14 protein-coding genes (1 of these 14 cut by a window edge) are annotated in these 13,838 nt (G+C 41.8%); 7 read left to right on the top strand and 7 right to left on the bottom strand.

Translation table 11 applies throughout. The features are described from left to right. The first annotated feature begins 2 nt into the window (after positions 1 to 2). From DLM75_RS09495 to DLM75_RS09505, 3 genes are read left to right on the top strand one after another with little or no spacing between them, the layout of a single operon-like run. Positions 3 to 767, top strand: coding sequence for an ABC transporter ATP-binding protein (locus DLM75_RS09495; protein ID WP_118968277.1), 765 nt, complete (start codon positions 3 to 5; stop codon positions 765 to 767). Between the two features lie 33 nt (positions 768 to 800). Continuing rightward, positions 801 to 1,550, top strand: a complete 750-nt coding sequence (gene mce / locus DLM75_RS09500) for a mammalian cell entry protein Mce (protein WP_118968278.1) — start codon at positions 801 to 803, stop codon at positions 1,548 to 1,550. 30 nt (positions 1,551 to 1,580) lie between these two features. After that, positions 1,581 to 2,456 carry an NAD(P)-dependent oxidoreductase gene (locus tag DLM75_RS09505; RefSeq protein WP_118968279.1) on the top strand — a complete coding sequence of 292 codons (876 nt, stop codon included), beginning with the start codon at positions 1,581 to 1,583 and terminating at the stop codon, positions 2,454 to 2,456. Here DLM75_RS09505 and DLM75_RS09510 read toward each other — a convergent pair. The 6 genes from DLM75_RS09510 to DLM75_RS09540 form a co-directional block, all read right to left on the bottom strand. After that, complete coding sequence (locus DLM75_RS09510) at positions 2,428 to 2,973, bottom strand: GDYXXLXY domain-containing protein (RefSeq protein ID WP_118968280.1); 546 nt, start codon at positions 2,971 to 2,973, stop codon at positions 2,428 to 2,430. The two genes, DLM75_RS09505 and DLM75_RS09510, sit on opposite strands and share 29 nt — an antisense overlap. Continuing rightward, complete coding sequence (locus tag DLM75_RS09515; protein WP_118968577.1) at positions 2,970 to 4,142, bottom strand: DUF2157 domain-containing protein; 1,173 nt, start codon at positions 4,140 to 4,142, stop codon at positions 2,970 to 2,972. The genes DLM75_RS09510 and DLM75_RS09515 overlap by 4 nt, the downstream gene beginning before the upstream one ends. 304 nt (positions 4,143 to 4,446) lie before the next feature. Then, positions 4,447 to 5,295 (bottom strand): M48 family metalloprotease, encoded by an 849-nt coding sequence (locus DLM75_RS09525; protein ID WP_429945442.1) that lies wholly within the window; start codon positions 5,293 to 5,295, stop codon positions 4,447 to 4,449. Positions 5,296 to 5,341: 46 nt separating this feature from the next. Next, positions 5,342 to 6,193: a DUF2797 domain-containing protein gene (locus tag DLM75_RS09530; protein WP_118968282.1), complete on the bottom strand. Its 852-nt coding sequence runs from the start codon at positions 6,191 to 6,193 to the stop codon at positions 5,342 to 5,344. Next, positions 6,190 to 6,816 carry an LIC_11883 family protein gene (locus DLM75_RS09535; RefSeq protein ID WP_118968283.1) on the bottom strand — a complete coding sequence of 209 codons (627 nt, stop codon included), beginning with the start codon at positions 6,814 to 6,816 and terminating at the stop codon, positions 6,190 to 6,192. Before DLM75_RS09535 ends, DLM75_RS09530 begins: the two co-directional genes overlap by 4 nt. Beyond that, complete coding sequence (locus DLM75_RS09540) at positions 6,785 to 8,050, bottom strand: exo-beta-N-acetylmuramidase NamZ family protein (protein ID WP_118968284.1); 1,266 nt, start codon at positions 8,048 to 8,050, stop codon at positions 6,785 to 6,787. Before DLM75_RS09540 ends, DLM75_RS09535 begins: the two co-directional genes overlap by 32 nt. Positions 8,051 to 8,115: 65 nt before the next feature. On the opposite strand from DLM75_RS09540, the gene DLM75_RS09545 reads away from it, so the two are divergent. From DLM75_RS09545 to DLM75_RS09570, 4 genes are all read left to right on the top strand, one after another. Continuing rightward, the gene (locus DLM75_RS09545) at positions 8,116 to 9,354 is read left to right on the top strand and encodes a lipoprotein LipL46 (RefSeq protein ID WP_118968285.1); all 1,239 of its coding nucleotides are present in this window, start codon (positions 8,116 to 8,118) and stop codon (positions 9,352 to 9,354) included. A gap of 1,176 nt (positions 9,355 to 10,530) precedes the next feature. Next, positions 10,531 to 11,082, top strand: a complete 552-nt coding sequence (locus DLM75_RS09560) for a TetR/AcrR family transcriptional regulator (RefSeq protein ID WP_118968288.1) — start codon at positions 10,531 to 10,533, stop codon at positions 11,080 to 11,082. Further along, entirely contained in the window at positions 11,079 to 11,588 is a 510-nt protein-coding gene (locus DLM75_RS09565; protein WP_118968289.1) for an HPP family protein, read from the top strand. The genes DLM75_RS09560 and DLM75_RS09565 overlap by 4 nt, the downstream gene beginning before the upstream one ends. Before the next feature lie 618 nt (positions 11,589 to 12,206). Then, a complete protein-coding gene (locus DLM75_RS09570; RefSeq protein WP_429945453.1) occupies positions 12,207 to 12,746 on the top strand; it encodes a c-type cytochrome in 540 nt (179 codons plus the stop codon). Positions 12,747 to 13,633: 887 nt separating this feature from the next. On the opposite strand, the gene DLM75_RS09575 is transcribed toward DLM75_RS09570, so the two are convergent. Then, positions 13,634 to 13,838, bottom strand: the 3' portion of a protein-coding gene (locus tag DLM75_RS09575; protein WP_118968291.1) for a flagellin N-terminal helical domain-containing protein. Its footprint extends 647 nt past the window's final position; 205 of the gene's 852 nt are visible here — the last part of the coding sequence; its start codon lies off the right edge, out of view; the stop codon is at positions 13,634 to 13,636.

Raw genomic sequence — 13,838 nt, forward strand, 5'->3', positions numbered from 1 at the left:
AAATGGAACCTCTTGCAATCGAACTCAAAAACATCCATAAAAGTTTCGGAAGTAGAAAGATACTTTCGGGCCTGGATCTCCAAGTAAGAAAAGGAGAAACCTTAGTGATCGTCGGTCCGTCCGGAACTGGAAAATCCGTCACTCTCAAACATATCACAGGACTTCTCGAACCCGATGCCGGAGAATGTTATATCTTCGGGGAAAGTATATCCAGAGTGAATACCAAAACCAAAGAGAAGTTACGGGCAAGAATGGGGGTTCTATTTCAATCGGGAGCGTTGATCAACTGGTTGACCGTGTTCGATAACGTGGCCCTCCCATTGCGGGAACACAAACTTGCGACCGAGCAAAAGATCAAAGAGATCGTGATGGAAAAACTTAAATTAGTGGATATGGTGATCGCAAAGGATAATTTTCCGAACGATATTTCCGGAGGAATGAAAAAAAGGGCCGGAATCGCAAGAGCCATCACTACAAATCCGGAAATCATTCTTTATGACGAACCCACTTCCGGTCTGGATCCGGTGATGTCTAACGTGATCAACGAACTCGTTCTTAAGATTCAAAAGGAAACCGGTGCCGCGCAAGTCGTAGTCACTCACGATATGTCCAGCGCCTATATGATCGCGGATCGAATCAGCTTTGTCTATAAGGGTAAAATCGTATTTACCGGAACCGCACAAGAGATCCAGAACTCGGATAACGAACTAATCCAACAATTCATTCATGGAAAGACGAAGGGTCCGATGATCCTGGAAACAAAATAGAATCGATCGAAAGATCCATTAGGAGAAACGAATATGAGTTCACTGCGTTATTTACTCGTCGGAATCATCTTTACGGCGGCCGTCGGAGTTGTAGGTTATTTTACGATCATCACCGAAGGAGGCCCCGTCAAAAAACGAGGAGAATTTATGAAGATCACCTTTCGAAACGCGGAAGGAATCAAGGTGGGAAACAAAGTTACCGTACAAGGGGTTCCCTTTGGTTATGTTTCCTCGATCCGACTCATCCAAATCGACGAAAACGGTCTCGAAGTACAAAGCGGAGATCTGGGAATCGGAACGCGAGTGGAAGTCACACTCCTCTTAAAAGAAAAGATCAGACTCTACGACAACTATGACATCATCATCAAAAACGAAAGTCTTTTGACCGGTCGCGTCATCTCGATCGATCCTGGAACAACGGACCCGGAATCTCAAAAACTAAAAACGAGATCGACTCCAGTTACCATGATCGACTATAAAACCGTCGGAGCCTTAAAAGGAAGGGTTTTGCAGGATCCATTGGTAAGTTTATCGGAACTCATTTCCGAAAACCGGGGTGATATACGAAAAACATTCTCGAACATCGCCGACATCACAACCAAAATCAATACAGGAGACGGAAGTTTGGGAAGATTGATCAACAACGACGACGTCCATAAGAATGTAAACACGGTCCTGACGGACGCACAAATCGTCTTACGGGAACTCAGAGAAGGATTGGAAGATACGAGGGAACAAGCCCCTGTGACGAGCTTCATCCGTGCCGCTTTAAGCGCTTTTTAATATTCTAATTTATTTTTATTCTATATTATAATGAATCAATATACTATTTCCATAATCGGAACAGGAATCATGGGGCGAGGAATAGCCTCGAATCTATTAAACGCAGGATACAAGGTTCGACTTTACGCAAGGAACACCGAAAAGATCAGGGATCTCAAAAATGAAAATTCTGAAATCTTCACGACGTCCACACAAGCGGCTAAAGAAAGCGATCTGGTCATTCTTTGTCTTACCGAAGACGAAGTCGTGGAAAAGGAAGTCTTACGATCGGGTTTATTGGAAACAAAGCCGAAAGTAATCCTGGATTGCGGAACCACTTCTCTTCCCTTGACCATTCGTTTAGCGAAAGAATGTGCCGAAAGAAAAATTCGTTTTTATGATTCTCCGATGACCGGATCTAAAAACGCGGCAAGAGACGGCCAGATTCTTTTTATGATCGGAGCCAGGAAAGAAGAAGTCACAGACGTTCAATTCTTCTTGGATACTTGTGGAAAGAATACGGTCTATTGTGGAAAAGTTGGAGACGGACAAAAGGCAAAACTTGCATTGAACATGATCCAAGCGGGAATCTTCGAAGTTTATATGGAAGGATTTGCGCTCGCTCAGAATTCCGGAGTTGACGCTGAAATTCTAAAAGACATTCTTCTTCAATCTGCGGCAAAATCCGGAATCGCAGAATTCAAGTTTCCTTTCGTGTTCAGCGGAAACTACGAAACACACTTCTCACTCAAAAATATGAGAAAAGACGTCTTTCACGCGATCGAACTCGCGAAAGAATCCCAAACGGATTTGTCCCTTTGCCAAAATCTTCCTTCGATCTACGACAAAGGAATGAACGCCGGATACGGCGAAAACGACTTCTGCAGTCTCAACGAAGTTACAGCGAAGATCCGTCCTCCCAAATGAGAGCGTCGGTGATTGCTCTTCCCTCCGTATCCACTTTCAAACGGATGTGAACTCCCTTCTCCTTACGAAGACGTGCTTCGTATTCGCCGGCCTTTTGCTCGTTCACGTAGTATCTTTCATTCCCGATCTTAAATCTTCCGGAATTGCAACTACCACGAAGATAAACCCTACAAAGATCTCGACTCTTCAGAGTATCGGGGTCGCAGTTTTCCACAAAAAATCCTTCCCCTTCCAGAATCTTTCCGGAATGCGAATAACAGACACAATGCGATTCTTCGGTTTTCGTTTTTCTTCGAATCGTTTCTCGATTCGAATCCGAACATAGGATTTCGGTTTGGTATGAAATACTATAACGAAGGTAGTGGCCCGAAAGCAAATCCCTCGGGTCATAACCTTGAATGGGAAGAATCAATTCTTTCCCGGATTTCTTTCCAAATTCTAAATATACAATTTCCGCCGCGAAGAATAAGACCGGAATTCCAAACGAAACGAGCAACAAATATTTTAGAATTCTCATTCTTCTCCTCCGAGTAAGGTACGAACCTTACCCTTGTATTTTATGTATCCGATCGTAAGCCCGATGATCAGCGCCCCGGAAAGAATCAAACCGAAGCCGGTATACGTCAAGGAGCCAAAGACGTCGAAGTAAAAAAACAAAAACCGAATTCCGATGATCGCGATGGAAAGATCGAAGATTTTTTTATGGGAACGAAACGCGGAAGCGATTCCCAACCAAAAAAGAATAAATAGGAACGCCGGAATCAATGAAATCGAATAGTTCCAAACATGGGAAAGGAACGAAACGGCTTGCACGTATTGAAACGGAAATGGGAAGTAAAGAAGGAAAAAGAACACCGCGCTGAAAACAAGAGATCTTTTTTGACTCTTCGAAAATTCGGAGTTAGAAATCAAAAGATACGCGGCCGGAAAAAGAGAAAGCAAACGCAACGTTAGACGGAACCAAGAGAAGTCGGCACCCAAAAAGATCCAACCTAAATTCTCCGGAGATTCCGGCGGTCTTTTTTCCAAGAACCCCTGGAAGGAACTTCCCGCGATTAAAAACAAAACGGTCCAAAGAAACAAAGTCCCCTTTCTCGAATCCAAAGCAAACTTCTCGGTCGCTAACCAAAGCGTAAAGTATCCAATCGTGGAAAGATAGAAGTATTCGGTCCAATAACGCGTCTCAAGAGAATATTCCTTATCGAAAATCCAACCCGTGACAAAAATCTGAAAACCGATCAGCCAGAGATGCAGAAACGTTTTCGAATCCGTCGAAATCAAAAATAAGAAATTGAGAATACACCAAAGCATCGCCGCTTCGTAGTATTTTCCTTCGAGATTATACACCTGGGAAATCAGACCGATCATTCCCAAGATCAGAATCGAATTGAGAACGATGAATACCGTCAAAAGATTCGGATTCTCTCGTTTCAAAAATCCGGCGACCCCGATGGAAGTCAAAACGAGGAGAGCGGCGCCTAACTTCACGAAATCCGGAATTTCTTCCCAATTTGCCGCAATGACTGCGATGATCCCGATTCCGATCACCACAACTCCTAAAATTAGAAAAGAATAATATAAGTAAGGAGTTTTTCTGTTTTCTTCAAAACGAAGAATCGATTCGGATTGTTCCGAACCGATCAAACCCGCTTCCACCCATTTTTTTAGTTTGTGTTCCAGGCGCATAGATGGAGAAACTTTATCTGTGCCAAACAGGAATACAAGAAGTTTTTCCCATTCTCCTTTCCACTTCTGACAAACGGTGATTCGATACGGATTGAAGGAAGTGTCCGTGGCGAGCAATGATCTCAAAGAAGAATTGTTTTGGGAACCTTTCTTTCTCCCTCAAAAGAAAAATCTGGAATCAAATTCCCCTCAGATCATTTGGAAAAGCTGAGACTTTCCTTCATTCCGACTATCACATGTTTTCAGAAAGAATGGGGAACGAAGCGCGGTGCACGGACGTTCCACTCAAGAAAGGTAAGATGAATTATTCTCTTTCGCCGAACGCGCGTTTCATGACGGATTGATAACGGGCCGAGTAGAGATTTTCCGGAGTAGCTTTCGGATTTCCGATTTTGTCCAAACGTTTTTGGTTCTCTGCGATTCGCTCCTCGTTCAAGGGGTGTGTGGATAAAAATTTGATCACTCGTTTGTCCGGATCCACTCCACCTTCTTCCTTTTCCTTCTTTTCAATGAGGACAAAAAAAGATTCAAGAGCACCCGGATAGTATTTTGTGGATTTTAAATATTCGAAACTCATCTCGTCGGCTTCGGCCTCGGCGGAACGACTGTTTGCAAGAGTCAGAATTTCCCCTCCTACTCTAGACCCCAAGTTAATGAGGTTGGCCGCTTCCGAACCTAAAAAAATCGTGAGTCCGATATAGATCGTGAAGTAAATTCCAAGCGAACTGATGATCTGTTTTACGGAATGTCTTTTTTCAGCGTGGGCGATTTCGTGGGCAAGAATCGCCGCGAGCGTCGCTTCGTCTTGAATCAACTTTAAAAGGCCGGTATAAACAAAAATATAGCCTCCCGGAGTGCAGACCGCGTTGATCGTGTCATCGTCGTCGAGAATGGAAATCTTATAAGGAAATTCTTTTTTGTATTGGATCTTATCCGATTTCAAAATTTTATCGGCGACGGACTTCACATACTTTTCCAGAACCGCGTTTTTAAGAATCCGCATTCCTTCTTTTCCGTCTTTTGCGTTTTCTAAAAACGACTTTCCGATCTGAAGATCCAACTCGATCGGAACGACGGAATCGATGATGACCCCGCAACCCCAGAAGGAAACCACGCTTATGAATAGAGCCAACTTCACTACGATCTTTTTCATACGAAACATTCTTTTCGAGAAGGAAGTTAGAATCATAGCAGAATTTTTACTCAACGCTCAGTGTCGCTTCGTATCCGCCATAAGCGCGGATGTTGATCACGCCGGATTGAAAGAGGAGATATTGTCCTTTGATTCCGGTGAGAATGTCTTCGATGACGAGATTTTTTTCGGGAGAAAGAGAGAGAATTTTCTCGGGAAAGTGTAGAACCGGATAACGAATCACAGTCGGTTTTTCCTGAGGCGATACGCGATAGTCGAGATCAAAATCCAAGTCCTCGATCTTTTGTAAGAATTCTTTTTTTCTTTCGGAAAGGTCGATCGGCTCCGGATCCCCGGCGACCATCTTCTGCCAGGTCGTTCGATCGGACAAAACTTTCGAGAGCTCCTTTTCGATAATTCCCGCGTCCCTTCTCGAACCGACCTCGACGAGAGGAATTCCTTGAACAGCGCCTTGATCCACCCAGCGATTGGACACCGGATTCTCCTTTGTGATTCCAACCTTGATCGCGGAACTATTCGCCAAATAGACCGTATGCGGTCGAAAACAATGAGAATCACCCCAATCCGGCTGGCGACAAGTACCGAGATGATAGTGACATGTATCGGGTCTTAGAATACAGAGATCGTTTTCCGCCAAGGTTTGAAAACAAGTAAAACAGTTTCCTTGGTTGAAACTTTTTTTAGTGATCCGTCCGCAGGAAACACAACGGATTTTCCCGGTAAACGCGAGTTTGTATTTTTTACCGAGAGAATTTAGAATATTAGAATCTTCTTGTATATGACTTTCCTGTTTTTCGGAAGATTCCGAGTCGTAGGTCGCCCAGTTCCAGATATAACGAACCGGATCGATTCCGTCGTGATCCATCATTCTCAGAAAACCGGACGCGACTTGTTTCATGGAAAAAGGATTTCCCTTCCTGAGAGCGGTCTTAGAATCGGATCCACTTTCACTTCCAGGATCCCGTTCAACTTCGAACCAGACCAGTCAAAAATCAAAATTCGATCCTGGAATTCGTAGTGGCTTAAGTGACCGTTCGTAAGATAAAAAGCACGGAGAGAATCTCCAGGATTTTCGTCCGAGGTGATTTGAACCACATTCTTACCGGCGATCGTAGTTCCAGTATAGAGTTGAATATTCTTATAATCCTTAGAAATCGAATTGGGACTCGAATCGATATTTGCGGAAGAATCCGGAACCGAAGACGGATGTTGATGGCGAAGCAATCCGCAGAAAAAAGGTCCCGGAAGCTCGGGAACGGTAACGTGACAATTCGATTTTTCCCAGAGTTGTTCCTGACTCGTGGGATAAACTCCACGAAGACTTTGGGCGACCTTCGCGAACGTATAATACTTCAATCGTCCGATCAACTCTCGGAGCTGATACTCCTTCCAGGAATGTCCGTCCGCTGTCAGAGAAACATTCAAAAAGAAGAATAGAATAAAAAGAAAAATCGTTCGAATGGAATTGATTCTCATCATCGTTTTCATTTTAGTAGAGATAGTATTTTTTGATCTTCTCATTGTATTCTTTTTCGGTAGAACTCAAGAATGCGGAATATTGCTCGTATGTTTTCCCGGATTCGATCGCGTTTCGAAATGAAGAAGTTCCCCAGAGAAAATCGATATTATGGGTTCCGTCCGGATAAGACCTCCACTTAAAATCCTTACCGTATGAATTTTTGATTCCTGCGATCAGCTTATATGCCATTTTAAGAGGATCGTATTTTCGATTCACAACAGTTAGGCGAAGACCTCGGCAGATCTCGTTCTTAAACGGCCCGAAAACCGGTTTAAAAAAAACGGTTTGATAATAATAATCTCCGCCGGAATTCTGATTCAATTCTTCCGCTAATTTTTCCGGTTCGATCATCCAGGGTGCACCGAAGTAAACAAAAGGAGCCGTCGTTCCCCTTCCTACGGAAACATTCACACCTTCTAATAAAACAAGACCGAGATAATTGATCGCGGAATCGACCATCGGAAGATTCGGAGATGGAGTCGTCCAAGGAATTCCTTCCTTATCCCAATCGAAAGAACGTTTTGCATTTTTCGGTGAAAGAACTTCCAGCTGAATCTTCTTTGCGAGATATTCGTTGTTATAGAAATTTGCGGATTCTCCCAATGTAAGACCGCTGAAAAAGAGAGACGGAAATTCTCCGGCAAAGTTAAGAAATTTTTTATCGATGATTTCTCCTCTTCCTTTCAGATACAAGGCGGGGTTTACGTGATCGAGAAGAATCAATCGTGTCGAAGCCGGATCCGGGATTCCATCCATGATTCTTTTTAAAACCGTAAGATAGGTGTAACATCTCATCCCCATATCTTGCACGTCGAAAAGAATCGCATCCGCACCTTTGAGAATCGCGGGAAGTTCCGCGTTCTTGACTCGATAGATATGATAGATCGGAAGATTGAAAAACTCATCCACTGTAACGGGAGATTTACTGAAGTCTTCTTCCAAACCGAGAAAACCGTGTTCCAATCCGATGAGATGTTTGATCTTTACGTCGTGTTTTTTGAATTCTCTGATGATTCTTTCGGGACTTCTACCGATTCCTGACGGATTTGTGATGAGAATGACATTCTTTCCCGAAAGGCCCGGAAGTACACTGGAGTAGAATTCGTTTTCAGACGGAACAAGCTGTGAGTCGGAAATATGTTTACGAAATCCTTTTTCCGCGCAGGCGACCGAAGGGAGGAAGAGAAAAAAAATGACTAAGAGGAAGAATTTTTTCTTTATTTTTGTGTAGAGCATCCGAAAATTCCTATTTTGTTTAAGAAAATCCCTCAAACCTATTCTTCAAGGAGAAAAACGACAAAATGAATCGTTTCCCTACCATCAGGCTCATCGCGGCCTTAGCAGTTATTACGTTCGCAGTCAACTGCGGTTCTTCCGGTTCCACTCGTGGAAAGAAAAAAGAATTCTACGAAAAAGAAGGTAACAAAGTTACCGTAATCGGAGAAGCTCCTATCTACAACGGAGACAAACAGATCGCAAAACAAAGAGCTCTGAAAGACGCAAAAATCAACGCAGTTCGAAAGGTGATCGGAGAAGAAATCAGCAACAAGAGCAAGGCATCTGACGGAGAAAGCTTAGGTTCTAGCCTTCTTTCTAAGACCGACGCTTTCGTGAAAAGTTATGACATCATTGACGAAGCGGAAGGAAAGATCGATACACAACCGATGTTGAAACTCACCGTAAGATGTGAAGTGGAAGAATCGAAGATCTCCACCGCGGTTGACAACCTTCTCGCAGACGTTGGAAATCCAAGAGTTGCGGTTTTAGTTCTTGGAAACGTTGCGGGAGTTCCCGTGTTTCCTGCCGGTCCGAACAATTTCGGAGAAGCGGAAATCATCAAAGCTCTCAAGAAGAATGGTAACAAGATCATTGATCCAGCTTTGACCGCAAAAAAAGTGAGTAAGAATCAAGTGGATCCGGAGAAAGTCGAAGGTTCCCCTCTGATTAAGATTCTCGCGGAAGCACTTCAAGCGGAAGTATTGGTTTTGGGAACCGTAGAAACGGAAGACCAACAACCTCTGGACTCCGTAAACGGAAAGGCTCTCGAAAGAACCATCTACAACACGGCGGCTACCGGAACTTACAAAGTAGTTCTTCTTTGGGGTGATGGAAAGATCGTGGATAGCGGAACGGCAGATGGACGCGGTGCGGACATCACTCAAAAAGTTTCCAGAGAAAAAGCGATTTCCGAATGGGCGGCATCCGTTTCCAAAAAAGTAAACACACAACTAAAAGAAGAATGGTTCAACCTCACTGAAAACAATCCGATCGTTTTAAAATTCACCGGTTTGAACGCGGACGAAGCTACGAAATTCAAAGATGACCTGACTGAATTTACCGCCGCAAAAGAAGTAAACGTAAGAACTTCCGATACGAACGGTTCCGAGTGGGAAGTAATCTATCCAGGAAAAGATTCCCTCTTTCAAGAAGAATTGGTCTATAAAAAAGACAGAGGATTTTCTTTCTTATCCAGCAAGTCATTAGAAGTAAAATCGGCAACGCGAGGCGTTGTGACTTTAGAATTCAAACCTCTGAAGTAAAAAATTTATTTCTAATTCGAGATTAAAAAATGCCCGGGAAGTTTTTTTCCGGGCATTTTTTTACCCGCGCGCCATTCTGTAGAACTTATCGTTTTTTCGAAAAAGAAAAACTTCCAGTTTTAAAATATTCTCTGCTAAAGAAAGCTTCAAAAAGATTTGAAACTCTGATACGGATTTCGTAGTACCTCCTACAATCTGCGAAGGAGAAAATTCTACTTGAGAGGAGAAGAATTTTGTGATAGAGAAAATCTTCCCGATTTTTTCCCGCCGACCCGCCTCCTCCACCCGATGAGGGTGGGGACCGCGAACGTTTTACAGTAAGAACTCTGCTAGGACGCGGACCCGGTTTGATTGGAAGTTGAGGTAATCTTTTTCCACTGAAAATTACTGTAGATTCCGCCTCGGCAAAATGGCTTCGATTTCATGCTTCGATTTCGCGAGACGATCAAAAGAATTTCCCTAAAAATATCCAGGAATTTTCACAACGATCGAGATTCATTTTTCGTCAACAGCTTTGAAATATTATTTGGAAAAATCTTCCTTATCTTGTGTTGAACGGAAAGAATGAAGAGAATAAAATCCGAAAAATTCGCTCCGGGATCAATGCGATTAGAACCTTTTTTCTATTGACCTTGGCGGTTCTAATTTATACAATCTTTTCCTTTTTTTTTTCGTATCTTCTGACTTATCTGATAGCGAACGGGTTGGCGGAAGTCCTTAATGGCTTTCTCAATCTTTCCTCTTCGTGCAAATCTTGAAAGAACTCATCTTAATTTATGATTCTCCGATTGTCGGCATCGTAGGGTTTCAGCGTCCCTCCTATCCATTCCACCCACTGAGAATTTTTTTCACTCGTTGTCTTTTTTTGGGAAACCTTTTCCTTCTTCTGTTTTGAACCCGCTAAAAAATCAAAGCCACAGTTCTCCATTTCCAAAGAAATTCGTATTTCTTTGGAACATTGCTCATTGATTCACGCAAGAAATTAGGAAACGACAGTTTTTAGGCGATGAGCATGCGTTCTTAAGAATTTCAATCCGCATTTCTTTGATTACAAACGTTGGCAAGAATCCGGAATTGAAAAATATCTCATAGAAAACAAAATTTCATTGCCTAAAAAATCAAAGAAGTATGGAAATTATTCTTGAAATTTGACCAACCGTTTGGTAGTTTATTCTTATGAAGGGGAAAAATCAAAAAGAGGAAATTGTCTCTGCCTCCTTGGATCTCTTCCGAAAAAAAGGATATGTATCTACTTCCATGTCGGAAATTGCAAAAGCTTGCGACTTGCTGAAAGGGAGCGTATATCACTATTTCGAAAGTAAGGAAGCCATTTTAGACGAGGTTTTTTTGAGAGTTGAGAATCACTTTGAGACCACGATCTTTAATACCTCTGGAAAGAGCTCTGCGACCACGATCATCCTAATCAACGAGAAAATTCTAAAATACTTTCTCAATCACCCTGACGGTTGTATCTTTGCTAACGTTTCTTTAGAAGCAAAGTCTCTTCACGAGTCTGCGGAGAAACAAATTCGGTTCTTTTTTGATCGTTGGACGGACGTCTACTTTTCAAATCTAAGAATTCTTTTTTCAAAAAAGAAAGCGGAGCGTTTGAGCCAGGATTACGTAAATCGGATCCAAGGCTCCTTGCTGATTCGAAAAATATATTCGAAAGATTCAATATTAAAACAAACAATTCAAGGAATCAAAGAGGAATTAAAAAATCTATGAAACAAATCCTTCTTAAAATGAAAGCGGAAACGAAATCCCCTTCCAGACCGAATTCAACTCATATTCTCTTTTCCTGGATCGGGGGTCTGATTGGAATTTCCTGCATCGCGCTCTTATCGAAAACACTAAACTATCCTTTGATAATGGCTCCATTCGGCGCCTCGTGTGTTCTTTTATTTGGAGTCCCGGATAGTCCATTATCCCAGCCAAGAAACTTAATCGGAGGACATCTGGCTTCTTCATTGGTCGGACTCCTCTTTCTCACTTTCTTAGGTAACGAATGGTATGTCCTCGGTTTCGCGGTCGCCACTTCCATTGCAGTCATGCAACTCACAAAAACGACACATCCTCCTGCAGGCGCCGATCCCATAGTCATCCTTATGGGAAACGCAGATTGGACATTTCTCTTAACGCCTGCTTTATCCGGGTCTTTCATTCTTTTCATCTTAGCCCTTCTGTTCAATAACTTGGTAAAGAGCAGACAATACCCAAAGTTCTGGAAATGATAGAATGTTATTCGGATCTTCGCATAAAAGTTTTGTGACCTTCCAGCCCTCCATTTTCAAAGGAAAAAGAAGGGTTGGATTGGGATTTCACGTCTTTTAGAAAAATGAATATTAATTATAAATAGAGTCTCGTTTTCTCCCAGCAATTCGGTGCAATACATTCAAAACATTTTTTTCATTGCGAATATTTTTTCCGAAAGACCAAAACAGTCTTTCCAAACAAGCAATCGAATCGATTGAAGTTTCTAAAAAACTTATTCTTACGAGTCTATTCTCTTCTTTCCTTTCACCTTTAAGTCAGAAACATACTAATACAAAGATTTAATTCCCTTGAATATTTCGAAATACAGTATTCTTATAATGTATAGTTTATATTATAAATAACTTCCTAATATTTATTTTTATAATGTAACAATCAATATCTAAAGAATGTATTTTTTATTTTTAAATTGAGTTTAATTCGATCCATACAAAGAGTGCTCCAAATTCAAATCGGAGGTAGTCTGACTCATTTCATAGGAGTCATTTCTAAAAAAGTGAATTAAATTCACTCAATTAAATTCGTTCAGCTAAAGATATCTATCTGAATGATATTCATAAAAAACTCAAAGAGGAAAAATCATGAAAACTAGAATTTCATTCTTGATTTTGGCTTTTGCAATCTTCGCAAATTGTTCCCAAGATCAAAACTCAGCCCGCGTAAAACGCGGAGAAAAATTAGTGAAGTTAGGAAGTTGCGCCGACTGCCATACATCCAAGAGCATGACACCGCAAGGTCCCGTTCCAAATACTTCTAAACACCTCGCCGGCTACCTGGAAACGAACAAGTTGCCCGAATACAAAAGTTTCAAAGGAAGTCCTTGGATTTTGTTTGCCGGTGACCTTACTGCGACCGTCGGCCCTTGGGGAGTTACCTTTGCGAAAAACTTAACTCCAGATAAGGAGACCGGAATCGGAGGTTGGACAGAAGAAATGTTTATCCAAACCATACGTACGCAAAAAAGAATGGGAGTCGGAAGATCATTACTACCTCCAATGGCGCCGATCATGGGAGAAAGTTTAAATTCTTTAACCGACGAGGATCTCAAAGACATTTATGCTTATCTCAAGTCGATTCCTGCAGTAAGCAACAAAGTACCGGAACCGATCCTGAATTGATTTTAATTTGATTTTCAAAAGACGGATGGTGGAATGATCCGTCTTTTGTTCGATTCGGCCCCTATATCGGCCGACGATATGAAAATTCACAACGAAACGAGAATATGCGACAAATTGAATATTTTAGCTCGCTATCATCCGTAACTCTACTTCTTTCAATTCAGAAACGAAATAACTTCGGAAAATCTTTCTCAACGGATTGTTTTCTTTAAATGGTTATTCTTGAAGTATCCATCTCGAATATTTCTTTTACCAGTTTCATTATTCTGACTTTAGAAATTGTCGGCCCTGCCTGAATCGAGTACATCGGTCTCAAGAAAATAAAATCTTTACTTTGCGTCCGAATGCCGACGCTGTTCACTCATCTTTCCAGTATAAAAATTAAAAAATTCCAATCCTCCCGCCTCTCCATTTTTCCAAGACTATGCTCTCGTATCAAAGAGCTTCGAGAATTTTAAGGGGATGAAAATTCTAAAAATTCTCCTGTGTATGGTCAAACGGAGAAAAATCGATCCAACCAGAATTTCAATAAATACTCATACATTCTGTACAATTTTTCGAACAAGTATAATTCGACTTCTGCCGATTCGTTCTCGGTTTTGTTAATTTTTGATTGGTTCAGTGAAAGTAAAAAGAAAGTTGAAACAATATTTGAAAGGACGGCTTTGCATCTGAAAAAAGGTGGCTTCTAAAAATTCTTTAGAATGATAACATTGCACCTTGGCGAAACTGGAAAAACTTAAGTAGCGAGTATTCTCTCATAAACTTTTTTTTGTTCGATTCGCTATTTCGACTTGGATCGGAACGAATCTTCCGTAAAAAAAATCCACCGAGAGTGATGCCTCCCGGTGGAACCTTTTTTCTACCTTCCCTCCTGGAAGGCTTCCTTAGAGCTGTTGCAGAAGCTTGAGAACTGAATTCGGTTTCATGTTTGCCTGCGCCAACATTGCCGTACCACTCTGCACTAATATTTGTTTTGTGGTCAGCGAGACAACTTCCTCCGCCATATCGGCGTCTCGAATTCTGGACTCCGATGCTTGCATATTTTCGTATGCGCTCATCAGTCCCTTCGCGGTATATTCAAGCCTATTG

It is taken from the genome of Leptospira stimsonii (assembly GCF_003545885.1).
GTDB lineage: Bacteria > Spirochaetota > Leptospiria > Leptospirales > Leptospiraceae > Leptospira > Leptospira stimsonii.

Coding starts and splice junctions, on each gene's coding strand:
- DLM75_RS09505 (WP_118968279.1), top strand. CDS start 1,581: ATGAATCAATATACTATTTCCATAATCGGAACAGGAATCATGGGGCGA.
- DLM75_RS09545 (WP_118968285.1), top strand. CDS start 8,116: ATGAATCGTTTCCCTACCATCAGGCTCATCGCGGCCTTAGCAGTTATT.
- DLM75_RS09530 (WP_118968282.1), bottom strand. CDS start 6,193: ATGAAACAAGTCGCGTCCGGTTTTCTGAGAATGATGGATCACGACGGA.
- DLM75_RS09540 (WP_118968284.1), bottom strand. CDS start 8,050: ATGCTCTACACAAAAATAAAGAAAAAATTCTTCCTCTTAGTCATTTTT.
- mce (WP_118968278.1), top strand. CDS start 801: ATGAGTTCACTGCGTTATTTACTCGTCGGAATCATCTTTACGGCGGCC.
- DLM75_RS09510 (WP_118968280.1), bottom strand. CDS start 2,973: ATGAGAATTCTAAAATATTTGTTGCTCGTTTCGTTTGGAATTCCGGTC.
- DLM75_RS09560 (WP_118968288.1), top strand. CDS start 10,531: ATGAAGGGGAAAAATCAAAAAGAGGAAATTGTCTCTGCCTCCTTGGAT.
- DLM75_RS09525 (WP_429945442.1), bottom strand. CDS start 5,295: ATGAAAAAGATCGTAGTGAAGTTGGCTCTATTCATAAGCGTGGTTTCC.
- DLM75_RS09495 (WP_118968277.1), top strand. CDS start 3: ATGGAACCTCTTGCAATCGAACTCAAAAACATCCATAAAAGTTTCGGA.
- DLM75_RS09515 (WP_118968577.1), bottom strand. CDS start 4,142: ATGCGCCTGGAACACAAACTAAAAAAATGGGTGGAAGCGGGTTTGATC.
- DLM75_RS09535 (WP_118968283.1), bottom strand. CDS start 6,816: ATGAGAAGATCAAAAAATACTATCTCTACTAAAATGAAAACGATGATG.
- DLM75_RS09565 (WP_118968289.1), top strand. CDS start 11,079: ATGAAACAAATCCTTCTTAAAATGAAAGCGGAAACGAAATCCCCTTCC.